Genomic DNA, 24006 nt, shown 5'->3' on the forward strand with positions numbered 1-24006 from the left:
CAAACACGTCAGGAACGGGATGCTGTCGCCCGTCGAGTTCGAGAAGCAGCAGAAAATCTAACCCGAGGGTGTCTACGAAACTCGGGGCTATTCACTGAAGACGATGAAATAGTCGCAACGGCAGGCATCGCCGATGCTCTCACGGTCAACCGCGAAGGTCGCCCAATCGTGGTGGTCGACTGGAAGAGCGATGTGAACCCGGATCAAGAAACACTGGACCACTACCGGGGCCAGGTTCACGCGTATCTCGAAATGACAGGCGCCGAGCTGGGGCTGATCGTGCTGATGACCAGCGCGACGGTAATCGCCGTCAACCCCGCAAAAGTGTCTGCGCCGCCATCCTGACGACGATATCGACATAGCCCAGAACGCCTCATCGGCTGGTTTCGTAGCAGGGACCACCACGGCCGCTGGAGCGAGCCTTCGGTTTCACTCACTGCCTAGACGGATTTGCATGTACATGCAGATTGTTGGGCAGATGCCCTATGGTATATTAACAGCACTCAACGCTGTTGAACTTGTAGCCGTCCATGTCACGCAGATGACAGCCCTAGAAGAGACCTACCTTATCCACGACTATGACGTCTTCACTGGGGTCATCGCATATGTTGCGACTTTACCAACAGCGTTCTAATGGCATGCACAGCATCCGCTATTTGTTCACCAGCATCCGGAAATGGATCGGACCTCCGGAACGTGTTACGGACCTGAGAAAACAACAAAGGACCATCTACGACCACTTGTCCCTCACGCACACCAAAGACATTCATTTCTCGCATTCGTGGGAATACGTGGAAATGTATTCCACCATTGGATTCGTTGAAACATGCTGTGTAAACCCGCTCTGGTCTAACGGCTTGCTCCACCGCGTCAACGCAATTCGAAAGCATGTCGCCCAAACTCTCCTTCAACTCTGGAGTAAATGATGAGATTGAGCGGTAATATCCCACTGGCTGCAGTATAAGATAGCCTGGCACAGGCACATCATCGCAATGCTTAACTTTCCATTGCTCGTCAACGTAAACGGTTAGTTTGTCAAACGTCGCATCTTCCCTTTGGGAGCGCCTCATTTTCTAGCTCCTATTTTCGTTTTAGTCGCTACGCTCGTCTCATCTACCGATTACATCACGAGCTTGGCCGCAGAGGCTCTTCTGCCATTCTAATGCGACTGAAATGCAGCAATAGAAAGCCGGTGGCAGTTAAAGCTAAGGATACGATAGCCGCGGTTTGGAATTCTCCCGTCATGTTCACTGCAAGAGCAATGAGTGGCGTAGCAATTATGGCGCCTATCCTACTTGTGTTGACGAATACACCGGTCAAAAGCCCCGCATGACCTGGAAGCATTCCTTGGAACAAAGACATCCCAACCCCAAGAAAACAGGCAATAAAAGTAGCGTTAAAAATTTGAGACACCAAAAAAATCCAATAAACATCGCCAAAAATAACGATAAAGCTATATATAATACCACAAAAGCACCCAAAATAAACTATTTTCCACTGATCTATATCTTTCATATATTTTGATAACATATACATCATCAAAAATTCTAGTAGTGCGCATAATGAAAAAACATATCCAACCAACGTCACCGTAACACCAACATTTTCAGTCAGGATTACTGGTGTGATAATTACCATAGCAATGTTCGCGCCTTGCAGCATGCAAAATGCAATAGTAAGAACAACTATTGGAATAACTAAATTATTACCTGAAGTAGACAATGTGGGACCCGAGATTGGTGGGGGAGCGCGAAAAGATGCGACAAGCGCCACGCCTAAAAGGTTCAACGCGACAGCGGCCAATAGTAGTGTCCCAGCGTTACCAGGGCCCAAGGAAAAGGATCCAATAATCGGGCCAATAACCCAAGCCGCCGCAAACAGGCCCCGTAATCGGACAATAGTGCTACCGCTGGTATCAAGATCTCGAGCAAGAGCAAACACTAGGCCCGGAACGCACAACCCAGGCCCTAAGAAAAAAACAGCTGCTACGACAGAAGTTAAAAAGCCAGCCCCAAACGACAAAAGTCCGAAGCCAATGCACTGAAAAAGAAGTGTGATGATAATTGCGAGTCGGCGTCTGGAAGGCCAGAGATCAGTTAGATATGGAAGAACAAGCGTAACCAAAAAACCACTGCTATGCATCAAAAAAAAGAAAGTAGAAAATTGCGTAGTGTTAAGCTCCATTGTACTTCTAGCAATAATTGGCATACAGAATGACAGAACCGCCGTCTGCAGTCCCGATATAAAAGTGATGGAGGGCAATATTAGTGTTTTAGAGTTGGCAGATATGAAGCGTGAAAATCTATTGAACATCTTCATCAGTTCCCTAGTCCATTACCCACCCGCCATTCACATCTAGGATCTCTCCTGTGATATAAGAAGCATCTTCTGATGCTAGAAATGCAACAGCGGCGGCGATGTCATGAGTAGTTGCTAATCTGCCAATGGGGATTTGTTGTGTAGTGCTGCCCTGATCAAGAGATTGACCCAATCCAGCAAAAACAGCACCAGGAGCAACAGCATTGCAGGTGATACCATCAGGCGCAAATTCTCTTGCAATGGAAAAAGTTAGATTGGATAGCGCCGCTTTCGATGCACTGTAGTGAGCGCCACTAGGACTGAAAGGGCCAAAGGGAGACTCTGGACGCCCTGCCGATCCGAGTTTCGCCATGACCGAAGTAATATTTATAATGCGTCCATCGCCCACACTAATCAATTGGGTCAAAAAGTGTTTGCAACAAAGAAACGCACCAGTGAGGTTGGTTTCGATAACGGCGTTCCATTCTTCCAAATCTAATTCTTTAAAAGGAATCTTTCCCCCCTGCAGTTTCGGGGATACGCCCGCATTATTTACTAAAATGCGAAGAGGATACTGATTACTATTTATTTTGGTCGCTAGAGAAATTACATCCTTTTCCTTGGTAATATCGCATAAATGCCCTTCAACACCTAAATCTTCCGCCTGCAACAACTTAACGGCCTTATCGAGTTTTAGAGAATCTTTATCGACTAGGTGTATAAAGCATCTACTTTTGGCGAGTCTCATAGCGATCGCTGTTCCGATAGCGCCAGCACCTCCAGTTACTATCGCAGCAGAGTCTAGTGGTGTTTTCATACTACTTGCTCCCCGATCCGAGCTTAGCTTTTTGCGGCCATAAAAAGCCGCTCCATTGCTGAAAACCCTTGCTTTGCAAGGCTGAAAGGATCGGCCAAGGCATGCTTGCTATTGAGCACTTCAAGTGAATAAAATCCTTCGTACCCAATTTTCTTTAGGGCCTCTATAAAGTCTCCAAGCGGAAACCAACCATCACCCGGAAATACGCGCGAAGTGCGAGTCAAGGCTATGATTTCGTTTGACTGTAGCTCCGGGAGAGGTGTTTTAATCATATCACTAATATGAACCAGAAAGATTTCACTGGGAGACATTTTACTAAGAGTAGATAATTTTGATCCGCCGAAGAAAAAATGAAATGTGTCAATTATAATCCCTGCATTCTTCTCAGCCGCGAGTTGAATAATTTCTTGTGCGCTTTCAAGCGTCGGCACGTGAGACCAAGGAAGGAATTCGAGGCCTACTCGGACATCATACTCTGCGGCCGTTCGACATATCAGGCTGAAATTATTAACGGTAGATTTGACAGATGCCGCTTCCCCTAGGGTAGCAGCACAAATAAGATCGCTATCAACGCTCCTAGCGGCCTCCGCCAGTGTTCGGGTTCGGGAGACTAAATCCGCTTTGCCCGCCGAATTTGTAGAGGCCCAGTCGCGCAGAAAATCGACTTCAACCACCTCCAGCCCAGACCTAAGCATTTTTTTATATATTGCCTTCCGAACCTCTCCGCTCTCGTTTGCAATATGGTTATACCACAAACCAAAGCCCGAGAAGCCAGCCGCTTTAGTTGCTTCCAACTGGGTTTCCACATCCACGGTCTGAATCGTACCGGCATTCAATGCAAATTTAGCCATCGCGGAAATCCCTTCGAGCGAAATCAATACATTACCCATCCGCCGTTGATATCGATCGTTGCACCGGTCATATAACTCGATGCGTCTGAAGCTAAGAACGACACAGCGGCCGCGATATCAAATGGGGTGCCCAGCCTCTTTAACGGCACTTCCCGATCAGCCCACGTTGGGTCTATATCGACTTCATTTAACATTGGCGTCGCTATGCGGCCCGGACAAATAGCATTGACCCGAATTCCGTATTCACCAAACTCCCGCGCCATTACTTTTGTGAGTCCGATAAGTCCCGCTTTCGATGCAACATAGTGAGAGCCAGCTGCGATACCGCCCATGCGCGCAGCTGCAGAAGCGATATTGATTATCGTCCCACTCTTTTTATTAATCATGTTTGGGACTAGTTCTCGTGCAAAAAGAAATGGTGCGGTCAGATTAATTTTCAAAACCGCATCCCATTCATCAATACTCATATCAACTATAGGTATTTTACGACCGTTTTTCATAGGAGAAATTCCTGCGTTATTTACAAGAACATCAACGGTGCCATAGCGAGAGGCCAAATCTTGGCAGAATTCTTTAACTGCCATCTCAGAGGATACGTCTATTTGACCGCAATAGGCTTTCCCCCCGTTGCTTTCAATTTCTTTTTGTACGATGCGAAGTTCCTCTGCGTTTCTTGCGCAAATGACGACCTCGTAACACGCCTTACTTAGAGCAATAGCAGACGCCCGCCCGATACCACGACCGGCCCCAGTGACCAATGCAATTCTTCTTTGAATAGACATAATTCCTATCCCATTGCATTTCTTGTTAGTGGATGAAACCTACGTTCTCGTACCCATTACACATTGCGCGAAATGCAACTTCACCATCCTCTAGCGCATACCAACGCGTGATAGCTGTACCCGGCCTAACGCCTAATTCGCGGCACCATTTTATTGCTTCAAGATAATGATCCGGAGACGCCCCAGCCTGACCGCTAACAGTTAAACCCTTTCTGATGATTGGGAGAGGATCGAGGAGACTACCGCGTGCGATGCCTTTAAAGCATACCGTCGCACCTGTCTTGGCAAGCGAGAGCGCGAGTTCCGCAGCACTACCCAACCGGCCACATTCGACAACGACGTCAAAATTATCAGAATATCTTTCCTTAATAATATTAGTATTACTTTCCATTGGCACTGCCACACAGGCGTTCGCGCCGAGATTCTTTGCTTGCGCTAGCCTCTTCGTTCCGCGATCCGAACCAAAAACTGTTACTGATCGCGCTTGCAAAGCGTTCGCGGCAAGCAAATGCAATAAACCTAGAGGCCCGGCTCCTATAATGGCGACGTTTTTCCCCTGTAGGCTAGGCGTATGCTCGAAAGTATGGGCAGCCACAGCAAGGGGCTCTATCATACAGGCGTCTTCGTCAGAGATTTCATCCGGAACCACGACACATCTATCAGCGGGCACCGTTGTCTCAGGAGCAAATGTTCCCGGCAAACTGATGCCCAAATGGTGAGCGTTCAAGCAATAGCTTTCACGTCCACTGGTACACATCTGACATTTACCGCAGTGTATAAGGGAAAAAGGTACAACGCGCTTACCAACCAGATCCGGATCTCCGGAATGTAATACATGATCGACTACAACACCAACACCTTCATGTCCCAATATTATTGGAAACATTGGCTTCACGCGCCATGGGTATACATTATTTACAATTTTTGCATCTGTTCCACAGATAGCACTTCTTGTGATTTTGATCTTCACCTGGCCCTGATCGATTGGAGCACCGAAATCATCCGCTAGGACCGCCACAGAAGTAGAGTCCACATCAGCTTTCAATATTTTCATCTTGAGCTTCCCATTTGTTGTCGACTACACCTACTCGTGTTGCTTTCGACCCGACGCTCACTGAAGCGCCGGTTTCTACCGCGCGCTGAATTGCCCAGAGTGTTTGGAGCGTTTGAAGAGCATCTCGCACACCGCAAACCGACGATGAGCTCCCGTCCAACACATCGATGAAATGTTCAATTTCGGCGTCGAGTGGATCAAAGGCAATGCTCTGTTCTTGGGGAGAAACGCGTTCATCCAACACATCAAACCACCCCTGGACACTATCAGGTTGCTTTTGATAAACTCGTAGACTTGGGAAGCTCACACTACCCTTTTCAAAGAAGAATTTGTAACAATCCTCATCATAACTTGGATATGCAGGGTTCTCTCGCGCTGTCGTCTCATATGAGAATGGGGAAGGAGCTTTATCGCAGAAAAGCAATGTACAGACTGCCTCATTCTCCAAACTAAGAAGGACCCCGAATGTTGGAACCACATTGGGATAGTCCTCACGCCCCCTGCCGGCGATCGCGACAACTTTAATTACGTTGCCGCATAGATGTCTCAAAAGATCGATTTCATGGCTCGCATTTATAAAAAGAGGCCCACCTCCTTGATTTTTGTTTGTCCGCCACTCCCGGTCCGAATAATAATTTTCGGGTTTTAATACCAACCAGAGGCAATTAACTGCAATCAACCTTCCCAATTCGTTACTATTGATCAGTTTGCGAATAGCGTCGACTCGCTTAGAGTACCTCCGGTGATAACCAACTAAGATCCTCGCTCCGTTGGCACTCGATGAAAGCAAGATTTCTTCCGCCTCACCCACAGAATTCGACATTGGCTTTTCGATTAAACAATGGATGCCCCGCCTTATACATGCCATTGCCGTGCGATGAAGCAGATGTGTAGGGGTTGCGACTATCACCCCCTCAGGGGACTCAATATCAAGCATAGTTTCAATATCATCATAAAGTGGAGCGCCTAGTTCTCGAGATAAAGCTATGTTGTCCGGACGTGAAGGAGCATTAATCCCCACCAGCTTTGCACGATTGTTTGCGATCACTCGCTTTGCTAGTTTGTGTCCATGGTTGAGGCCTGCGACGGCTATTCGCTTTACCACATGCGACATGACTGCTTCCCGTCCTATTGTAAGAGGAACGTCTGGGCGCGTTGGGCTATATTTTCCGCCGTAAGACCAAAATGGTTCAATACGGATTGGCGAGGCCCGGGTACAGTAAACATATCAGGAACTCCAAGCCGCATCAGGGGAGGACCTTGTATCTCCGCCAATAATTCTGCAACAGCGGAGCCCAACCCGCCAATCACGGAGTGCTCTTCTACTGTTATGATGCAGCGAACGCGCTGAGATACTCTACTGATTAATTCTTTATCCAGTGGTTTTATGCACGATATATTTGCAACAACACTTGATATTCCTTCGCTCTCCAGTAATTGTCGTGCGCTTAATACCTCTGAGACCATGGGCCCGGCGGCAAGAAAGAAAACATCACTACCTTCCGCCAACAGCGAGGAGCGGCCGATCTGAAACTGGGGCTCCGCAGTGTAAATATCAGAAGGTGATTGCCTACCGAACCGTATGTAGACGGGACCGTTAGAATAAAACGAAGCTTTAACAGCAGCTACGGCTTCCCAATAATCTGCAGGATAGAGTACTACTACATTTGGGACACTTCGACTGATCGCTAAATCTTCTAATGCACAATGTGACCCGCCCAAGAAGGGAAAAGCAAGTCCAGAGCTCATTCCGGCAACCTTCACTGGTACATTTGAATATCCAATAACGGTTCGGAATTGTTCGAATGGTCTCATAAGTGCAAAATTAGCAATGGCGGACGCAAAAGGTATAAATCCCACTGCCGCGAGACCCGCAGCAACGCCCAGCATATTCTGCTCAGCAACACCAACCTCATAGAGTCGGGACGGAAAACGTTCAGCGAACGTGTCTAATTTGGAAGAGGATCGCGAATCTGCGACAATTGCGACGAGTCGTTCTTCCTCTGCCGCAAGCTGAAGCAAGGCATCACCGTAAGCATTTCGAATGTCGGTTCTGTCCATCGTTTCATCCTTGTCTATGGGCTTCGAGTTCCTCAAAAGCAGCCTGAAATTCGTTGTCGGAGGGCGCCTTGTAGTGCCAAGCAGTATCGTTCTCCATGAAGCTAACCCCTTTTCCTTTTATCGTTCGAGCGATAACAGCGTAGGGTCGGCTACGATCTTGTCCAACCTGGCTCAGCGATTCACTTAGATCCGATACATTATGACCGTCGGCCTCAACGACACTCCAACCAAACGACCGTATTTTATCTGCGAGCGGCTCAAGCTTTAGGATTTTTTCGGCGACACCTGCTATTTGTAGATTGTTACGATCAACAACTATACAAAGATTGTTGAGACGACGGTGAGCTGCAAACGCCAGTGCTTCCCATACCACTCCTTCGTTGAGTTCTCCGTCACCCAAGAGTGCGAACACGCGCGCTGGGCTGCCACGGTCTCTCAAACCCAACGCCATGCCAACAGCTACAGGAAACCCGTTACCTAGCGAACCGGTACTGAAATCGACCCCCTCCACTGCGTGCATATCGGGATGTCCAGCGAATTTCGTTTGAAACGCGAGAAATGTTGCGAGATCGGTGTGAGGGAAATAGCCCTTTTCCGCCAATACCGCATACAGCGCGCCGCAACCGTGCCCTTTACTGAGAATGAAACGGTCGCGATCATCCCAGTTGGGGCGCTCTGGATCTACGCGGAGCACGCAAAAATAAAGAACTGCCAAAATGTCCGCGATGGACAAGGCCGCACCAATATGTCCCTCTTTTGCATAGCGGATCATTGCCAGAACAATCATACGCACACGTTTAGCGCGTTGATCCAGATCGATTTCAGCATTAAACGACGTGTCAAGAAACTTACGCATATAAGCTCCAATAATTGATAGGAAACTTATGCTGACGCGCACCTCTTCTCCTTGGAAGATGCACATAAACGCTCGTTATCAATGCGAATACAGTATCATGGGCGGCCAAAGAGAGGCCGCAAACTAACACCTTTTCGGCGCCTATAATTCACTGCGACACCAACATACAGTTGGTTTTTAAACTACGTATAGTAGCAGAAGTTAACCATTATAATTATTATACAACATTTAGTTGACAATTGCACGAGTGGGCCACAATGTTCGGCTAAAGTGCCTTCTAGGCCGCCTATCCAAAAAATCTATACGGATTGATTTTATCGATTCGACGGGGTGCTTGTTTCCACTGAGGACAATGCGGATGGACGTTGCAGTTGCTATTCCATGTTTCAACTCTGCTAAGACAATAAAAGAAACAATTGATGACGTTCTGAAGCAGTCTTTCAGAGATTTCGAGCTTATCGTTTATGACGACGGATCAACCGATAACACTGCGGAAATAGTGCATAATATATCAAAAGATGAATCTAGGGTGCGGCTGTACTTGGGAGAAAAGAATCGCGGAAGGTCCGCGGCTCGGAATGCGGCTGTCGCCATTGCAGGTAATCGTTTGATCGCATGGCAAGACGCAGATGATTTGTGGCATAAAGAAAAATTAGAGCGCCAAGTTGCCTATTATGCAAAGGCGTCTGATGTCTTTTGCGACGATAAAATAATAATTACGTCCCCAATTAAGAAGATTCCTCCGCGCGGTAAAAGCGAAAACGATGCAACCGAATTCTCCTATCTATATACGAGCCTCTACCCTCCAACTGTCTATGACCTAGATTATATCTATTCAAAAGATTTCACTAATTGTCCGTTTTTTCTTACCACAACACTGGGCCCGGCGGAATATTATGCGCACTGCGGAGGATTTGATGAAGAATTGGCTTGGCACGAAGACCTCGACATAGCTCTGAAGCTGACAACCAGTGGCTATCGCATAGTAGGCCATCGATATCACGAGGCACTCAGCTATTATTATCTCTCTGTTCCCAAGACGAACAGCAAAGTTTTAGAAGAGGCGTTAGATTTCGTTACAGATAAATACGCATTTTTTGCCAAAGCGCGCGGCATTAACGTAAATGAATACCGCATCTGGAGACGGCATTCCTACTTATTCCAAACTCTTGTTCGTAAGGGTGATGTTCATTCAGCGCTGAATTTAGTTATAACCGACCTTCAGCAAGCTCCGCTAAGCAAAGCGACCATTGACCAGATTCGCGAGAACCTAAACAAATTATGCAGCAGAAATGAACGCTGATTAAAAGATGACATTTGGCCCGGACTAGGGACACCGTTCAAGCGTCTCGTAAACTTGTATTCTCCGGGCATGATATCCGATGTGGCAGCTATAGCCCGCGCAGCAATTTCAGCAGTTTCTGAATTCAGATGGCTTGTAAAAGGGTTAATCATGGCGATTACAAAACGCAAATTCGTGACATACGGTGCGTTAATGGCCTCGTATTTAGCAGCGCCTGCTGTTTTACGAGCGCAACCAACAGTCATACGGTGGGCTGATGAACTCCCCAGTTCCAGTACCCAATCTCAAATGATAGAAAGAATAGGTCGACACGTCGCCGAACGTTCAGGCGGACGATTGATTGTTGAGAGCTTTCCGAATGGGCAGTTGGGCTCTGGCAGGGATGTCCTAGAGTCCGTTTTATCAGGTGCAATAACTGTTACTTCCAATGGTCCTGCAGCATTAGGTTCATTAGTCCCTCAGCTATCAATTCTGGAGGCTCCCTATATTTGGCGCGATACTGAACATCTTGCACGCCTGTCATCCTCACACCTATTTGCCAGCCTGAAGAAGCAATTTGTGACCTCACATGGGGTCCGTATTATTAATGTTTCATATTATGGGAAACGCCACATCACAACCGGAAACACAGAATTGAGAACGGTTGCCGATATGAGAGGATTTAGGCTGAGGGTCCCCCCGGCCGAAGTGTATAAAGCAATGGCCTCCGCTTGGGGAGCGAGGGCTTCCCCTATTAATTTCAATGAACTCTATATAGCTCTCAGCCAAGGAGCAATAGATGGACAAGAAAACCCGCTCCCTACAATTGCTGGAGCCAAACTCGCTGAAGTCCAAAAATACCTAATCTTGACTGGCCACATTATTGCTCCAAGATTGATTATAGCAAATGACGATTTTTTTTCTAAATTATCTAAGTCCGACTGGGAAATATTCGAAGAGTCGGTCTCCAATGGTATTGAATGGCAGAACATTGAATTTGCGAGGCAAGAACAAACTCTCTTGGATGATTTGAAACACCAAGGAATGATCGTAGTCGAACCTGACGTTGAAAGCTTTAGAGAGCCTGTAGTCCAATCTTTGCCAATCACCTTCCAGAAGATTTGGGGAGAGAAAACCTGGGATTCGATCGTCGATCTTTAGATCGAGGGGATTGTTATTATGTTGACTTTACTGGATAAAGTTACAAAAATCGTCGCAGTTTTGTTGTTGCTGGGTTTGCTCTCCTGCGTGCTGTTGGGGGTATTATCACGGCTGTTTCGTTTCCCTCTTTCGTGGACCGATGAGCTTTCGCAATATCTTTTGGTATGGTGCGCTTTTCTTGGCTGGACAATCGCGACGAGTACGGATTCACATATCCGCCTCATATTCCTCCAGAATATCGGATATACAAGAATAACTAAATTCATAGAAATCTTAATTCGATTTTCTTTATTTTTAATTGGAGGGTTTCTATCCTATCAAAGTATATCTCTCATAAAGAGAACCATGGATATTCGTTGGGTATCACTACCTATTTCTTCGTCTTTGCTATATATCCCGATTATTTTTGTGGGAATTATTGTAATGCTACGGGCAGCGCTTGACGTCGTTGTGTTAGCGCGAGGGCCAAAAGCAACTTCGCGGAGGGCGTTATGGTTCAAACAATGATGGTTGCGCTAGCCGCTTGGGCTTTCTTGCTTGTTCTTGGTATGCCTATTTACGCATCGATGATTCTCTCAGCGATCCTATTTGTTGCTGCCGCTGACTTGCCCATGAATATTATTCCTCAAAAGATTGCGCAGAGTGGTAACTCTTTTCCATTGATTGCGGCACCGCTCTTTATCCTCATGGGCAATATTATGAACGCCGCAGGCGTAACTGACCGAATATTCGGGTTTTCTGCGGCTTGCGTTGGCTGGGTTCGCGGTGGTCTTGCGCATGCCAATATCGTCGCAAGTGTTATTTTTGCTGGGATGACCGGCTCTGCAGTTGCCGACGCTGGTGGTGTTGGTTCTCTTGAAATTCGCGCAATGAAAGCTGAGGGCTATGATGCCGAGACGGCAGCTGCAATCACTGCTGCTTCTGCGACGATTGGCCCAATCATTCCGCCATCCCTTCCAATGGTAATCTATGGCGTCAGCGCTGACGTCTCAATCGGAGGTCTTTTTCTAGCGGGCGTTATTCCTGGCTTGTTGATGGCCTTGGCCCTCAGTGGAATGGTAGTGGTGATAGCAAAACGCCGCGGCTTACCCCAATCAAAATTCGCGGGCATCAGTGTGATATGGCTCTCCTACAAGCGAGCGCATTGGGCCCTTATGACCCCGGTAATGCTTTTTGGTGGCATGATGGCCGGAATAATGACCCCGACCGAGGCGAGTGCAGTCGCAAGCGCTTATGCGCTGTTTCTTGGGCTCTTTGTATACCGAGAGCTAACTTTAAAGGATATTCCTGAAATAGTAATTAAAACAATGGAAACTATCGGGGTAGTTTTGCCGTTGGTCATGGCAGCTTCAGCAATGGCTTGGTGCTTGTCCATATCCAGGATACCACAACTACTCATCGATTTATTTTCGGCGTCCATCAGTAGCCCGTTGCTATACATATTGATTGTCAATGTCACCCTATTGGTAGTCGGTTGTTTTATAGAGTCGATTGCGGCAATGTTGATATTCGTTCCAATCCTAGTTCCTATAGCTCACCATATGGGGATTGATCCGATTCAATTTGGATTGATATTTATACTTAATTTGATGATTGGCACGATCACACCGCCAGTAGGCGTTGTGCTATTTATAACATCAAAATTGGCAGACGTTAGTCTTGATTCAATGTCTCGCGCAATTCTACCTTGGATTCTGCCTCTGTTAACTGTTCTCGCAGCTATCTCTCTCTGGCCACCACTCACAACCTATCTGCCCAGTTTGTTTTTACGTTAATTACAACTCGTCACTCTGCGCATATTCTAGCTCTTGATGAGCAAATGCACGGCTGATGTTTACCAAAAATCTATAGAGGGAGGAGTATAGACACTATGGAGAAACGCAGGCTCGGCAGAACTGCAATCCATGTCGCACCGATTATCTTTGGTGGAAATGTTTTTGGATGGACGAGCGACGAACGCACATCATTTCGTTTGCTCGACGCATTCTTCGACGCAGGTTTCAACACGATCGATACTGCAGACGTATATTCGGCATGGGTAAATGGAAACGTTGGCGGCGAATCTGAAGCGATAATTGGCAAATGGTTGAGGCAAAACAAGCTAAAACGCAGCCAATCGGTAATCATAACCAAAGTCGGCATCGAAAATAGGGGCAAAAAAACCGGCCTTAGCGCTGGATGGATCGTTCAGGCGGTCGATGCGTCCCTAAAGCGACTACAGACGGACTACATTGATCTTTATCTTGCCCACAAGCCTGATTCTGACGTTGCGATTGAAGAAACGCTTGAGGCCTTCGGACGTTTGAAGGAGCAAGGAAAGGTTCGCGCGATTGGATGCTCGAATTACAATGTCACGCAACTACGAGAATCGATGGACGCCGCGACACGGTGCAACTTGGGCCGCTTTGACGTCCTCCAACCAGCGTATAATCTTTACGATCGAACAGAATTTGAGGGACAGCTCTCAGAGTTCTGTACACTGAACGATATAGCCGTTGTCACCTACTACAGTCTGGCGGCAGGATTCCTTACAGGAAAATACCGAACCACAGCTAGTCTGAAAGGAAGCGAACGTTCGAACCGCGTCAGCAGCTATGTCAACGAGCGAGGTCTTCGAATCTTGCATGCCATGGACGAGATATCAAAGGAAACTGGCGCCCAGCTGGCCGAGATTGCCTTAGCTTGGTTGCTAAAAAAGGACGCTGTAACGGCACCAATAGCCAGTGCGACAAGCCTTGTGCAGCTTCAAAGTTTTGAACGAGCTATGAGACTCGTACTAACTAACGACATGATGACCTTACTCGATCAGACCGGAAGTTAAGCGCAGCGAATAACGAAAAGGTTCACCGCCGCCCAGTTGCCTTTTCTGGGTTAATTCGAGGCGCACTATCCTTTTTTATCGGCATTTATAAGTCGTCGCAGGGTCAGGAAATAAGTTCTGTCAAGCAGTATAATATCTCTCACTAAAAAGCCAGGCAAGATGTCGAGATTTTTGCGATGATCTTTAGTGGCTTTTTTTGTGGAAAGTAATTCAACCATGGTTTCGTCATCTATTAATTTCCCTCCCGCCAAAACGCTGCATCAATAGATCTCGCTGGACAATCACGCGCACTGGGAAACCTGGCCGGATGGTGAGCGTCGGCTGAATGTTGAGCTGGCGGCGCACGATCTGCTGTCCGACGTCGGATGTGGTATCTTGCGCACTTTCGCGGATCGCCTTGGCGATTTCGTTCTCGTCGTTGCTAGAGCCGATTTCCGTACCGATGCCAAGCAGCGTCGAGAGCGCTGCCGCACGAAAGAGCTGGCCCCAATGGTAATCGACGCCGTCCTCCAGACCGGAATAGCCTTGGGGATCAGCACCCTGAAGGCGTTCGAGCACGATGGATGTGCCGTCCGGCATGATAAGCCGGTTCCATACCAGCAATACGCGGGACTGTCCGAACGCAACCTGGCTGTCATAATGGCCGATCAAGCGGGAGCCTTGCGGGATCAGCAAATGGCTCCCAGTCGGGCTGTCATAGACGTGTTCAGTGACCTGCGCGGTGATCTGGCCGGGAAGATCGGACTTGATGCCGGTCATCAGCGCGGCGGCGATCACCGTTCCGGCCTGCACGATATAGGGCGACGCCTTTTCCTGCACGCGGTCAGCGCTGACGGTGCGGCGGTCGGTATCGGCGTTGACGAAGGCAAGTTTGCGGTCCTGCATGTTCTGCGCGGAACCGGAATCGAGCGGCGGCGTCTCGGCCGGAAGCAGTAGCCCGGTCGCGGGATCTATGCCCGAACCTGTTGCCGTCGCCGCCGTAGTGGATGCGACCTGCTGATTGCCGGCCGTCCGCTCTCCCCGGCTGTCGGTGAAGAGTTTTGCCAACCGCGCCGCCTCGATTTCCGCAAACCGGCGCTGTTCTTCTGGATCGACGCGCGGCGTCTGGATATTCGGTACGGCAACCGGCTTGCCCTGCTCCTGCGCGCGCAGGATTGGCCTGCCAAGATCGCCCGGAAGCGCCGGACCGAGCTTCGGGATATTGGTATAATCCTTCGGCAGACCGGCCAGCCCATCGGCCGGCGTCTTATTGTCCACGTTGTAGAGTTCTGTTGCGGACTGATTGCCGCGACGGCCGGTGTCGAGCGCCCAAAGCAGAGCGCCGGCAATGGCGATGCCCGCAACACCGCCGGCTCCGATCAGGACTTTCCGCGAAAGCCGCGTGACGCGAGGCGGTTCGGGACGAAGGCGCAATTGCGCCGTAAGATCGGGATTGCCTGTCATCGGTCGTTTTCCGATGAAAACAGCGCGGTCCTCTTCGCCGTCGCCGGCCTTCCATCGGTGCGGACGATGCGAACGCGCTTCTGTGTGTCCTTGTCGCCAAGCCGGAGTTCCGCGGCGGCAAAGAGACGATCCACGACATAATAGTTCTGGCGGGCGCGGTAGTTGACCAGTTCGGAATTGCCCGATCCGCCGATGACGAAGAGCGGCGGCATTTCTCCCTGTCCGATGCCGGACGGAAACTCGATATAGACTTTCGCGCCATCGTCGAAGGCGCGCAGCGGCCGCCAGGGTGCTGTGTCGCCCTCGATGCGATAGCGGAAGTTGATCTTCGAGATGTCCACGCCGGATGCGACGGCCTGCGTTTCCGCCGCCTTCGCATTTTGGCGTCGAAGGGCAATGAGCTGGTCGGCGGGATATTGCCATGAGACGGACGCCATGTAGGTCTTTTCCGTCGAGCGCAGTTCCAGGTGATAGGTGCGCAGGTTGGTGTTGATGACAAGGTTGGTCTGAAGATCCGGCCGCGTCGGCTTCACGAAGATATGGACCTGCCTCAATGCGCCAGAACCGCTCTCCGTGTCGCCGATGATCCAGCGCACGGTGTCACCGGCTGCGACCGGCCCGGAACCGACAAGGGTTTCTCCCGGCTGAAGCGCAACATCCGTCACCTGTCCCGGCGCGGCATAGACCTGATAGAGCGCGCCGAGCGCGAAGGGATAGACCTGCACGGCGTTGATGAAGCCGTCACGGACCGGCTGCATACGTGCCGCCTCGTTGGCGACGCTGATCCGCTGCTTCGGATCGGTCGATTCCGCCTTGGCTTTCGATCCCTCAACCGGCTTCAACTGGCCGGGCAGCGGCAGGGTTCTGGGAACTTCCACCACCTTCACCGGAAGAACCGGATCGGCCCTGGGCATGGTGGGAGCCGCGTCGTCATAGTCGATTTCCGGCGGAATGTACTTTTTCGCGCATCCTGCCAGCACAGTTGCCGATACCATCACTAGTACCATTCCCGACGCGCGGCGCGACTTCATGCGTAAGTCATTCGTCTTCATTGCCCCATTTCCTTCGACCAGTTGATTGCGTTGACATAGACACCGAGCGGATTCGCCCGGAGTTTTTCGGCGGTGCGCGCCTGCTGGATCACAACGGTCAGGATGGCCGTCCAGCGCTCGGTTCCGGAAAGCTGGCCGTTCTCATAGGAACGCTCCACCCATGCGATACGAAAACTGTCCGGCGAGGCGCGGATGACGCTGGAAATCTCCACCGCGATCTGCGTCTTGCCGACCTTGGTGAACGGGTCGTTCGAACGGGCGTAATCGTTGAGCGAGATCGCGCCGCGATCCGTGGTGAACTCGTAGGCGCGAAGCCAGTTCTGCCGGACAATCACCGCATCGACGGGGATGGAGCGGACCTGCTCGATGAAGCGGGCAAGATGCCATGCGATCTGCGGGTCGGTCGGCCGGTAGTCGGCCACGGCGGGCGCAGTAGCTTGCGCCTCGCCGAATTTATCGATCTGCACCACCCACGGAACGACCGTACCGCGTGTCGATTGCCAGACAAGGGCCGATGCGAAACCACCGGCAAGGAAGAGAGAACCAAAGGCCATGAGCCGCCAGTTGCGCGCCTGCACGCGAGCGGAGCCGATCCGTTCGTCCCATGCCTGTCCGGCGCGCTGATAGGGCGTTTCGGGTTCGGGCGTGCGGGCATAGCGCACGGAAGGACGCTTGAAGATATTCATTTGCGATCATCCTGATTGAGAGAGACGGACATGGAGCCGCCGCCATGATCGCCGGAGCGGATCGTGTGAGCTGCGGTGCTGACGCCGTGGTGAATGGTGCTTTTGCGCTTCATCCGCTGCGCCCAATCGGGAGCAGATTCGGAAGCTGACTGCGGAGAAATGTCGGAACCGGATACGGCCTTGGCGGGCTGCGAGGCCGCATAGTCCGGATCGTTCGCAGCCTTGCCGCTGCCTGTGCCACCAGCGCCGCCCGGATTGACCTCGTTCTTGCCGCCGGTCGCCTTCCACGCGGCGGCCTGTCCGGAACGATAGCTGGAGCGCATGGATTCACCGGCGCGTCCCGCGATCTCCTTGCCCTTGTTCATGACAAGGCCGGCACCCGCATGGGCGACGACGGAAAATCCGGCCGCTCCGCCGCCCGTTCCCGTCGATCCCACGGAAGCATCGCCAAGCCCGTAGGCCGTTTTGGCACCACCGGCCAAGGCAGCGCCACCACGCACGGCTCCGCCGGCCCCGCTTACAACGGCACCCAAACCGGCCTTTCCGGCCATGAAACCGGCAGCACCGATACCGGCGGCGGCAAGGCCGGTCCCGACCGCCGCACCCGCGCCAAGCTGCGGCGCACCTGAAACAAGGCCGGTGGCAATGCCAGTGCCGAAGATCGACAGGCCCATGAGTGCGAGCGCGCCGAGAACCAGTGACAGCGCCTCGCTAATGGTGGGCTGTTCGGAGAAGCCTGCGGTAAACTCGCTGAACAGGCCGGAGCCGATGCCGACGATCACGGCGAGGACCAGAATCTTGACGCCGGAGGCGACGATGTTTCCGAGCACCTTTTCGGCGAGGAACGACGTCTTGTTGAACAGGGCAAACGGGATCAGTATGAACCCGGCAAGCGCCGTCAATTTGAACTCAACCAGGGTAACAAAAATCTGGATGGCAAGGATGAAGAAGGCGATCAGGACGATCAACCATGCCACCATCAGCACGAATATCTGGATGAAGTTTTCGAAGAAGGCGATGTAGCCGGTCAGTTCGCCCACAGCGTTCAGGATCGGTTCGCCGGCGTCGAGGCCGACCTGAGCGACGCGACCGGGCTGAAGAAGCTCGGAGCCGGACAGGCTGGAGCCGCCGGCTTTCAATCCAAGCGCGGAAAAGCTCTCGAAAACGATCCTGGCGAGATTGTTGAAATTGCCGATGATGAAGGAGAAGAAGCCGATATAGAGGGTCTTCTTCACGAGCCGCTGAATAATGTCCTCATCGGCGCCCCACGCCCAGAACAGACCGGCAAGCACAATATCGATGACGATCAGCATCGAGGTGAGGAAAGCGACCTCGCCGGACAACAGGCCGAAACCGCTGTCGATATAGCTGGTGAAGGTCTCAAGGAAACGGTCGATAACGCCGACATTATTCATGCGCGGTCTCCCCGCTAGCCTTGGGCGGCGTCGGCAGATCCGGCCTGTCCATGCGGAAAAAACGGCGTCGGTTCTCCGCCCATGCTTTGCGGCAGGCGGCGTCTTCGAGCGCCGCCGTGCCGAGGTCACGGCAACGACCAAGCTCGCTTTTTGCGGCCGATAGAGAGGAAGGGTCGCCGCCCGGACGCTCGATGCGGGGGGCGCTGGCATCGGGCCTGTCTTCATCATCATGCAGGGCCGTGATTGCGGCGGTCAGCCCTGCACCGATTGCGAAGACGGCGATCATCCGGGCGGCGATCTTCAGGTCCATCGTTGCAAGCTCCTCAATCGTGGAACATGCGGACGCTGGACGAACTGTAGGCAGTCCCGGTCATGAAACGGGAAAACTGCTCGCGAGCCTGCTCCTGTGCTGCGGCCTGCCGGGATTGCTCGAGCGCGTTGGCACGGCCCTGTGCGGCCAGCATGGCGGTCAGGTCGGAAATCTGTTTCGCCTGTACGGCAAGAAGCTGGTTGCCGGCCTGCGTCGCCTGAAGCACGCCGACGGAAGACTGGCTGGCGGTGACAAGCTCGCTGGTCTGCTCCTGCGTCCCTTCGATATTTTCGACCGCGACGGCTCCGGCCTTCAGCGAGTGCTCGAAGGCCGATACCGATTGCTGCCAGCGCTGTTGCGCCGAAGAGACAAGCTGCGCGGCCGTGCGATCACCAGACGCAAAATCGCGATAGGTGGCGTTGAACTGCGTTTCGATGTTCTGGACATTGTAGGCGAGCTGGTCTGCTTCATTCAGGAGCGACTTCATCTCGGAAAAATTGCCCTCGATCTGCGACAGCAAGGACGTAGGCAGGCTGGTGAGATTCCTGGCCTGATTGATGAGCATCTGCGCCTCGTTGGCGAGAGACGTCACCTGATTGTTGATCTGTTCCAGCGCGCGGGCGGCGGAAAGCAGATTCTGACTGTAGTTCGTCGGGTCATAGACGATGCGCCATGCCAGCGCCGGAGACGGCATGAACGGGATCAAGCCAAGCGGCAAGGTGACGCGAAGCAAGACGGCCGAAGTGCTGACGGCGCAAGCGAGAACCCGGCTGCGCGGGGAACGGGCGATATGCCTCATAGCGGAAACTCCTCTTCAGGGGACAGGAAATCGGAAGACAGTTCGGCCGGACTGGCCACGTCAGCCGCGCCGGGCGCACTGGTCGCACCGGTCGAATCGGACGTTCCGGCGAGGACGTTGGTGAGGTCGGGAATGAGATCTGCGGCCCAGCGAAGTCCGTTGGCTTCAAGCCATGCTTCGAGAAAATATGGTTTCGCACCGTCCTTCATGAGTTCTTCGATCAGCGCATGAGCAGCCTTGTCCGACGATGCGCAAAGCGCCAGAGCGATATGGCCAAGGCCAAGCTCGAACAGCCGGTTGCCGCGCCGGGACTGGCAGTAATAGTCCCGCTTCGGCGTGGCGCGGGCGACGATTTCGATCTGCCGGCCATTGAGGCCGAATTGCCGATAGACGGATGCGATCTGCGGTTCGATGGCCCGCTCATTGGCGAGGAAGATGCGCGTCGGGCAGCTTTCCACAATGACCGGCGCGATGGGAGAGGCTTCGATGTCGGCAAGCGATTGCGAGGAAAAGACAACGGCGACATTCTTCTTGCGCAGCGTCTTCAGCCATTCCTTGATCTTGGAAGCAAACCCGCCGTCGTCCAGCGCCCGCCAGCCTTCATCAATGATGAGCAATGACGGCCTTCCGTCGAAACGGGATTCGATGCGGTGGAAGAGATAGGAAAGCACGGCCGGGGCGGCACCCGTTCCGATCAGTCCTTCGGTCTCGAACGCCTGAACAGGCGCTTCGCCAAGCCATTCCATTTCCGCGTCGAGGAGACGGCCATAGGGACCGCCGATGCAGTACGGGCGCAAAGCCTGTTTCAATGCCGACGATTGCAGCAGCACGGTCAGGCCGGTGATGGTGCGCTCCACGACCGGCGCCGACGCCAGAGAGGTCAACGCCGTCCAGAGGTGTTCCTTGACGTCCGGTGTGATTTCCACGCCTTCACGGATGAGAATATCCACCAGCCAGTCGGCTGCCCATGCCCGTTCGGGCGTGTCGTGGATACCGGCGAGCGGCTGGAGCAACACGGTATTCATAAGCGCCGTATCGTCGGAGAGCGATCCGCCCAAATCCTGCCAGTCACCGCGCATGGCAAGTGTCGCCGCCCTGATGCTGCCGCCGAAATCGAAGGCGAATACTTGCGAGCGCGGATAACGCCGGAACTGCATGGCCATCAGCGCCAGCAGGACCGACTTGCCGGCACCTGTGGGGCCGACGACCATCGTGTGCCCGACGTCCCCGACGTGTAAGGAAAACCGGAACGGCGTCGCGCCTTCGGTCTTGGCATAGAACAGCGGCGGCGCGTCGAGATGTTCGTCTTTCTCCGGCCCCGCCCAGACTGCCGAGAGCGGCATCATGTGCGCCAGATTGAGCGTGCTGATCGGCGGTTGCCGGACATTGGCATAAACATGACCGGGAATGCTGCCCATCCATGCCTCGATCGCGTTGACCGTTTCCACGATGGCCGTGAAGTCATGCGACTGGATCACCTTTTCGGCGAGGCGGAGCTTTTCGTCGGCAATGCGGGGATCTGTATCCCAGACGGTGACGGTCGCCGTCACATAGGCTTCGCCGACCTGATCGGAACCGAGATCCTGCAAGGCCGCATCGGCGTCCGCCGCCTTGTTGGCGGCATCCGAATCCAGAAGAACGGATTGCTCGTTGGTCAGCACTTCCTTGAGGATGGCGGCGATGCTCTTCCGCTTGGCGAACCATTGCCGCCTGATCTTCGTGACCAGCCGGGTCGCGTCGGTTTTGTCGAGCATGATCGCCCGCGTGGACCAGCGATAGGGAAAGGCTATCCGGTTGAGATCGTCGAGAATGCCGGGAAACGTGACAGTCGGGAAACCGATCACGGTCAGGGTGCGAAGGTGGAACTCGCCAAGGCGCGGTTCGAGGCCACCCGCCAAGGGCTGATCGGCCAGCAACGCGTCGAGGTGCATCGGCGTTTCCGGAGCCCGGACACGGTGGCGCCTGGTCGATATGGTGGAATGCAGGTAGGTCAGTGTATCGGTATCATCGAGCCAATCCGCTTCCGGCACGAAACCTTCGACCAGGTGCAACACCCTGTCGGTGCGGTCGATGAAGCCTTTCAGCAATTCCCACGGATCGACGCCTGAGCGTTCGCGCCCCTCGTAAAGCCAGCCTTCCATGCGCGAGGCCTCTTCGGCGGGCGGCAGCCAGACGAAGGTGAGATAATAGCTGCTCTCGTAGAGCAATCCGGATTCTTCAAACTGTTCCCGACGCTCCACGTCCAGCAGCGCCGATGCGCTTTCGGCAAAAAAGCTTTCCGGATATTCGGTTGCCGGGTTGCGCTGCGCTTCCACGAAGATCGCCCATCCGGAACCGAGGCGGCGCAGCGCGCCGTTGAGCCGCGCGGTGGTGCCGACCAGTTCGGACGGCGTGGCGCTGTCGAGATCGGGACCGCGAAACCGGGCGGTGCGCTGGAATGAGCCGTCCTTGTTGAGCACGATGCCCGGAGCGATCAACGCCGCCCAGGGCAGGAAGTCGGCAAGACCGGCATTCTTCTTTCTGTATTCGGAGAGGTTCAACATGGTGCTCTCCTCACACGCCCATATGCGCGGGATAGCGCAGATGGCGGCGGCCGACGTCGACGAATTGCGCGTCGCGCCGTGCGGCCCAGACGGCGGCAAAATGGCCGATGGCCCAGATGACCAGGCCGGCGATCCAGAGGCGAAGGCCGAGGCCGACCGCCCCGGCCAGTGTGCCGTTGACGATGGCGACGGCACGTGGTGCACCGCCGAGCAATATCTGCTCGGTCAGCGCCCGGTGGACCGGCGCGAAGAAGCCGCGAACATCCTCGAATTCAAGCAGGGATCCCGTCATCAGACCAGCGCTCCGCCGCCGAACGAAAAGAAGGACAGAAAGAAGCTCGACGCGGCGAAGGCAATCGACAGGCCGAAGACGATCTGGATCAGCTTACGGAATCCGCCGCCTGTGTCGCCGAAGGCGAGTGCGAGGCCGGTGGCGATGATGATGATGACGGCAACGATCTTGGCGACCGGGCCTTCAATCGACTCCAGAATCTGCTCCAGCGGTTCTTCCCACGGCATCGAGGAGCCGGAAGCGCGGGCGGGTGCGGACATCAGCAGCGCTACGGTCGCAACGGACACTAGTGCCGTCGCGTGAGCCAGGCGGTTGCGAGAACGACGAAGGCCGGAGGGTGCGGACAGGACAGGCATTGTCATGGCTGTTCTCCTTTCGGGAGCGGTTGGCGGTCGGGAAGAAGCTGGGCGTTGAGGGTGCGGTAATCGCCGTTGACGGGATCAATCCCATCCACGAGGGCGATTTCGGAAAGGCGGCGGGCGGAGCCGCGGCCGGAAAGAACGGCAATGAGGTCGATGGTGTCGGCGATCAGCGCACGCGGGACCGTCATCACGACTTCTTGCACGAGCTGTTCGAGCCGGCGAAGCGCGCCAATCGCGGTATTGGCGTGGATTGTGCCGATCCCGCCGGGATGGCCGGTGCCCCAAGCTTTTAAGAGATCAAGCGCCTCCGCGCCGCGCACCTCGCCGACCGGGATACGGTCGGGCCGCAGGCGCAACGAGGACTTCACCAGATCGGAGAGCGAAGCCACGCCGTCCTTGGTGCGCATGGCGACCAGATTGGGCGCGGCGCATTGCAATTCCCGCGTGTCCTCGATCAGCACCACGCGATCGCCGGTCTTCGCGACTTCTGACAAAAGGGCATTTGTGAGCGTGGTCTTTCCGGTGCTGGTGCCGCCCGCGACCAGAATGTTCTTCCGCTTCTCGACGGCGAGCCTGAGAACATCGGCCTGCGCCTGAGTCATGATCCCGCCCGCCACATAATCCGACAGGGTGAACACGGCGACGGCGGGCTTGCGGATCGCGAAGGTCGCGGCCATGACGACGGGCGGCAACAGCCCCTCGAACCGTTCGCCGGTTTCCGGCAGTTCGGCCGAGACGCGAGGATTGCCGGCATGGACTTCCGCGCCGACATGATGCGCCACCAGCCGCACGATGCGTTCGCCATCTTCCGGCGACAGAATCTCGCCGGTATCGGCAAGCCCTTCTTTCAGCCGGTCCACCCACAAGCGGCCGTCCGGGTTCAGCATCACTTCGACAATGTTCGGATCTTCGAGATAGCGAGCGATGTTCAGCCCAAGCGCCGTGCGAAGCATCCGCGCTCCGCGTGAGATAACGTCCCGGTCATGATGGTGATGATGTGCCACGTTGCGCCCCGTTTCCGGCCATCCGCAAACAGTCGGATGGCGACGGGGACAATCAAGAAAGGCACAATTCGGAGCTTCGCAACAAGATTATTTCAGATTTCGTAGGCGATCGTAGAC

25 protein-coding genes are annotated in these 24006 nt (G+C 53.3%); 6 read left to right on the top strand and 19 right to left on the bottom strand.

Annotation, left to right across the window (positions count from 1 at the left end):
* On the top strand, positions 1 to 345 hold a 345-nt coding region (locus tag ACIQUH_RS25540), incomplete at its 5' end, for a hypothetical protein (protein WP_400820457.1).
* A 251-nt stretch (positions 346 to 596) separates the two neighbouring features.
* Here ACIQUH_RS25540 and ACIQUH_RS25545 read toward each other — a convergent pair.
* Genes ACIQUH_RS25545 through ACIQUH_RS25585 form a run of 9 tightly spaced genes read right to left on the bottom strand, consistent with a single transcriptional unit; the run spans position 597 to position 8719 of the window.
* Positions 597 to 1070 (bottom strand): HIT family protein, encoded by a 474-nt coding sequence (locus tag ACIQUH_RS25545; protein WP_400820460.1) that lies wholly within the window; start codon positions 1068 to 1070, stop codon positions 597 to 599.
* 55 nt (positions 1071 to 1125) lie between these two features.
* Positions 1126 to 2319, bottom strand: a complete 1194-nt coding sequence (locus tag ACIQUH_RS25550; protein WP_400820462.1) for an MFS transporter — start codon at positions 2317 to 2319, stop codon at positions 1126 to 1128.
* A gap of 7 nt (positions 2320 to 2326) precedes the next feature.
* Positions 2327 to 3115: an SDR family NAD(P)-dependent oxidoreductase gene (locus tag ACIQUH_RS25555; RefSeq protein WP_400820464.1), complete on the bottom strand. Its 789-nt coding sequence runs from the start codon at positions 3113 to 3115 to the stop codon at positions 2327 to 2329.
* Positions 3116 to 3138: 23 nt separating this feature from the next.
* Positions 3139 to 3993: a sugar phosphate isomerase/epimerase family protein gene (locus tag ACIQUH_RS25560; RefSeq protein ID WP_400820466.1), complete on the bottom strand. Its 855-nt coding sequence runs from the start codon at positions 3991 to 3993 to the stop codon at positions 3139 to 3141.
* Positions 3990 to 4748, bottom strand: coding sequence for an SDR family NAD(P)-dependent oxidoreductase (locus ACIQUH_RS25565; RefSeq protein ID WP_400820468.1), 759 nt, complete (start codon positions 4746 to 4748; stop codon positions 3990 to 3992). The genes ACIQUH_RS25560 and ACIQUH_RS25565 overlap by 4 nt, the downstream gene beginning before the upstream one ends.
* 25 nt (positions 4749 to 4773) lie before the next feature.
* Positions 4774 to 5802 carry a zinc-binding dehydrogenase gene (locus tag ACIQUH_RS25570; protein ID WP_400820470.1) on the bottom strand — a complete coding sequence of 343 codons (1029 nt, stop codon included), beginning with the start codon at positions 5800 to 5802 and terminating at the stop codon, positions 4774 to 4776.
* Positions 5783 to 6916: a Gfo/Idh/MocA family protein gene (locus tag ACIQUH_RS25575; protein ID WP_400820473.1), complete on the bottom strand. Its 1134-nt coding sequence runs from the start codon at positions 6914 to 6916 to the stop codon at positions 5783 to 5785. Before ACIQUH_RS25575 ends, ACIQUH_RS25570 begins: the two co-directional genes overlap by 20 nt.
* A gap of 14 nt (positions 6917 to 6930) precedes the next feature.
* Positions 6931 to 7863, bottom strand: a complete 933-nt coding sequence (locus ACIQUH_RS25580) for a transketolase family protein (protein ID WP_400820476.1) — start codon at positions 7861 to 7863, stop codon at positions 6931 to 6933.
* A 4-nt stretch (positions 7864 to 7867) separates the two neighbouring features.
* Positions 7868 to 8719 (bottom strand): transketolase, encoded by an 852-nt coding sequence (locus ACIQUH_RS25585; protein ID WP_400820478.1) that lies wholly within the window; start codon positions 8717 to 8719, stop codon positions 7868 to 7870.
* 358 nt (positions 8720 to 9077) lie between these two features.
* Between ACIQUH_RS25585 and ACIQUH_RS25590 the strand changes: the two genes are divergently transcribed.
* The 5 genes from ACIQUH_RS25590 to ACIQUH_RS25610 all read left to right on the top strand — a co-directional run bounded on the left by ACIQUH_RS25590 (position 9078) and on the right by ACIQUH_RS25610 (position 13983).
* Positions 9078 to 10022: a glycosyltransferase family 2 protein gene (locus ACIQUH_RS25590; protein ID WP_400820480.1), complete on the top strand. Its 945-nt coding sequence runs from the start codon at positions 9078 to 9080 to the stop codon at positions 10020 to 10022.
* 81 nt (positions 10023 to 10103) lie between these two features.
* On the top strand, positions 10104 to 11162 hold the full coding sequence (locus ACIQUH_RS25595) for a DctP family TRAP transporter solute-binding subunit (RefSeq protein ID WP_400820482.1): 1059 nt from the start codon (positions 10104 to 10106) through the stop codon (positions 11160 to 11162).
* An 18-nt stretch (positions 11163 to 11180) separates the two neighbouring features.
* The gene (locus ACIQUH_RS25600) at positions 11181 to 11669 is read left to right on the top strand and encodes a TRAP transporter small permease (RefSeq protein ID WP_400820484.1); all 489 of its coding nucleotides are present in this window, start codon (positions 11181 to 11183) and stop codon (positions 11667 to 11669) included.
* Entirely contained in the window at positions 11654 to 12937 is a 1284-nt protein-coding gene (locus ACIQUH_RS25605; protein ID WP_400820486.1) for a TRAP transporter large permease, read from the top strand. Before ACIQUH_RS25600 ends, ACIQUH_RS25605 begins: the two co-directional genes overlap by 16 nt.
* 95 nt (positions 12938 to 13032) lie before the next feature.
* Positions 13033 to 13983, top strand: coding sequence for an aldo/keto reductase (locus tag ACIQUH_RS25610; protein WP_400820488.1), 951 nt, complete (start codon positions 13033 to 13035; stop codon positions 13981 to 13983).
* A 225-nt stretch (positions 13984 to 14208) separates the two neighbouring features.
* On the opposite strand, the gene ACIQUH_RS25615 is transcribed toward ACIQUH_RS25610, so the two are convergent.
* Genes ACIQUH_RS25615 through trbB form a run of 10 tightly spaced genes read right to left on the bottom strand, consistent with a single transcriptional unit; the run spans position 14209 to position 23838 of the window.
* Entirely contained in the window at positions 14209 to 15426 is a 1218-nt protein-coding gene (locus tag ACIQUH_RS25615) for a TrbI/VirB10 family protein (RefSeq protein WP_400820491.1), read from the bottom strand.
* On the bottom strand, positions 15423 to 16457 hold the full coding sequence (trbG, locus tag ACIQUH_RS25620) for a P-type conjugative transfer protein TrbG (RefSeq protein WP_400820604.1): 1035 nt from the start codon (positions 16455 to 16457) through the stop codon (positions 15423 to 15425). The genes ACIQUH_RS25615 and trbG overlap by 4 nt, the downstream gene beginning before the upstream one ends.
* Before the next feature lie 17 nt (positions 16458 to 16474).
* Complete coding sequence (gene trbF / locus ACIQUH_RS25625) at positions 16475 to 17164, bottom strand: conjugal transfer protein TrbF (RefSeq protein WP_400820493.1); 690 nt, start codon at positions 17162 to 17164, stop codon at positions 16475 to 16477.
* Positions 17161 to 18579 (bottom strand): P-type conjugative transfer protein TrbL, encoded by a 1419-nt coding sequence (gene trbL / locus ACIQUH_RS25630; RefSeq protein WP_400820495.1) that lies wholly within the window; start codon positions 18577 to 18579, stop codon positions 17161 to 17163. Before trbL ends, trbF begins: the two co-directional genes overlap by 4 nt.
* Entirely contained in the window at positions 18572 to 18889 is a 318-nt protein-coding gene (gene trbK-alt / locus ACIQUH_RS25635; protein ID WP_400820498.1) for a putative entry exclusion protein TrbK-alt, read from the bottom strand. Before trbK-alt ends, trbL begins: the two co-directional genes overlap by 8 nt.
* A 13-nt stretch (positions 18890 to 18902) precedes the next feature.
* A complete protein-coding gene (gene trbJ, locus ACIQUH_RS25640; RefSeq protein ID WP_400820501.1) occupies positions 18903 to 19688 on the bottom strand; it encodes a P-type conjugative transfer protein TrbJ in 786 nt (261 codons plus the stop codon).
* Positions 19685 to 22231: a conjugal transfer protein TrbE gene (gene trbE / locus ACIQUH_RS25645; RefSeq protein WP_400820504.1), complete on the bottom strand. Its 2547-nt coding sequence runs from the start codon at positions 22229 to 22231 to the stop codon at positions 19685 to 19687. Before trbE ends, trbJ begins: the two co-directional genes overlap by 4 nt.
* A 10-nt stretch (positions 22232 to 22241) precedes the next feature.
* Positions 22242 to 22523, bottom strand: a complete 282-nt coding sequence (locus ACIQUH_RS25650; protein WP_400820507.1) for a VirB3 family type IV secretion system protein — start codon at positions 22521 to 22523, stop codon at positions 22242 to 22244.
* The gene (locus ACIQUH_RS25655; RefSeq protein ID WP_400820509.1) at positions 22523 to 22885 is read right to left on the bottom strand and encodes a TrbC/VirB2 family protein; all 363 of its coding nucleotides are present in this window, start codon (positions 22883 to 22885) and stop codon (positions 22523 to 22525) included. Before ACIQUH_RS25655 ends, ACIQUH_RS25650 begins: the two co-directional genes overlap by 1 nt.
* Complete coding sequence (gene trbB / locus ACIQUH_RS25660) at positions 22882 to 23838, bottom strand: P-type conjugative transfer ATPase TrbB (RefSeq protein WP_400820511.1); 957 nt, start codon at positions 23836 to 23838, stop codon at positions 22882 to 22884. Before trbB ends, ACIQUH_RS25655 begins: the two co-directional genes overlap by 4 nt.
* Positions 23839 to 24006: the final 168 nt, after the last annotated feature.

It is taken from the genome of Agrobacterium sp. NPDC090283 (assembly GCF_044769685.1).
Classification (GTDB): Bacteria; Pseudomonadota; Alphaproteobacteria; order Rhizobiales; family Rhizobiaceae; genus Agrobacterium.

Excerpts from the sequence above, each read along its gene's own strand:
- trbL (WP_400820495.1), bottom strand. The coding sequence starts at position 18,579 with ATGAATAATGTCGGCGTTATCGACCGTTTCCTTGAGACCTTCACCAGC.
- ACIQUH_RS25585 (WP_400820478.1), bottom strand. The coding sequence starts at position 8,719 with ATGCGTAAGTTTCTTGACACGTCGTTTAATGCTGAAATCGATCTGGAT.
- ACIQUH_RS25590 (WP_400820480.1), top strand. The coding sequence starts at position 9,078 with ATGGACGTTGCAGTTGCTATTCCATGTTTCAACTCTGCTAAGACAATA.
- trbK-alt (WP_400820498.1), bottom strand. The coding sequence starts at position 18,889 with ATGGACCTGAAGATCGCCGCCCGGATGATCGCCGTCTTCGCAATCGGT.
- ACIQUH_RS25615 (WP_400820491.1), bottom strand. The coding sequence starts at position 15,426 with ATGACAGGCAATCCCGATCTTACGGCGCAATTGCGCCTTCGTCCCGAA.
- ACIQUH_RS25545 (WP_400820460.1), bottom strand. The coding sequence starts at position 1,070 with ATGAGGCGCTCCCAAAGGGAAGATGCGACGTTTGACAAACTAACCGTT.
- ACIQUH_RS25550 (WP_400820462.1), bottom strand. The coding sequence starts at position 2,319 with ATGAAGATGTTCAATAGATTTTCACGCTTCATATCTGCCAACTCTAAA.
- ACIQUH_RS25570 (WP_400820470.1), bottom strand. The coding sequence starts at position 5,802 with ATGAAAATATTGAAAGCTGATGTGGACTCTACTTCTGTGGCGGTCCTA.
- ACIQUH_RS25565 (WP_400820468.1), bottom strand. The coding sequence starts at position 4,748 with ATGTCTATTCAAAGAAGAATTGCATTGGTCACTGGGGCCGGTCGTGGT.
- trbJ (WP_400820501.1), bottom strand. The coding sequence starts at position 19,688 with ATGAGGCATATCGCCCGTTCCCCGCGCAGCCGGGTTCTCGCTTGCGCC.
- ACIQUH_RS25610 (WP_400820488.1), top strand. The coding sequence starts at position 13,033 with ATGGAGAAACGCAGGCTCGGCAGAACTGCAATCCATGTCGCACCGATT.
- trbG (WP_400820604.1), bottom strand. The coding sequence starts at position 16,457 with ATGAAGTCGCGCCGCGCGTCGGGAATGGTACTAGTGATGGTATCGGCA.
- trbE (WP_400820504.1), bottom strand. The coding sequence starts at position 22,231 with ATGTTGAACCTCTCCGAATACAGAAAGAAGAATGCCGGTCTTGCCGAC.
- ACIQUH_RS25580 (WP_400820476.1), bottom strand. The coding sequence starts at position 7,863 with ATGGACAGAACCGACATTCGAAATGCTTACGGTGATGCCTTGCTTCAG.
- ACIQUH_RS25605 (WP_400820486.1), top strand. The coding sequence starts at position 11,654 with ATGGTTCAAACAATGATGGTTGCGCTAGCCGCTTGGGCTTTCTTGCTT.
- trbF (WP_400820493.1), bottom strand. The coding sequence starts at position 17,164 with ATGAATATCTTCAAGCGTCCTTCCGTGCGCTATGCCCGCACGCCCGAA.
- ACIQUH_RS25575 (WP_400820473.1), bottom strand. The coding sequence starts at position 6,916 with ATGTCGCATGTGGTAAAGCGAATAGCCGTCGCAGGCCTCAACCATGGA.
- ACIQUH_RS25650 (WP_400820507.1), bottom strand. The coding sequence starts at position 22,523 with ATGACGGGATCCCTGCTTGAATTCGAGGATGTTCGCGGCTTCTTCGCG.
- ACIQUH_RS25655 (WP_400820509.1), bottom strand. The coding sequence starts at position 22,885 with ATGACAATGCCTGTCCTGTCCGCACCCTCCGGCCTTCGTCGTTCTCGC.
- ACIQUH_RS25555 (WP_400820464.1), bottom strand. The coding sequence starts at position 3,115 with ATGAAAACACCACTAGACTCTGCTGCGATAGTAACTGGAGGTGCTGGC.
- ACIQUH_RS25600 (WP_400820484.1), top strand. The coding sequence starts at position 11,181 with ATGTTGACTTTACTGGATAAAGTTACAAAAATCGTCGCAGTTTTGTTG.
- trbB (WP_400820511.1), bottom strand. The coding sequence starts at position 23,838 with ATGCTTCGCACGGCGCTTGGGCTGAACATCGCTCGCTATCTCGAAGAT.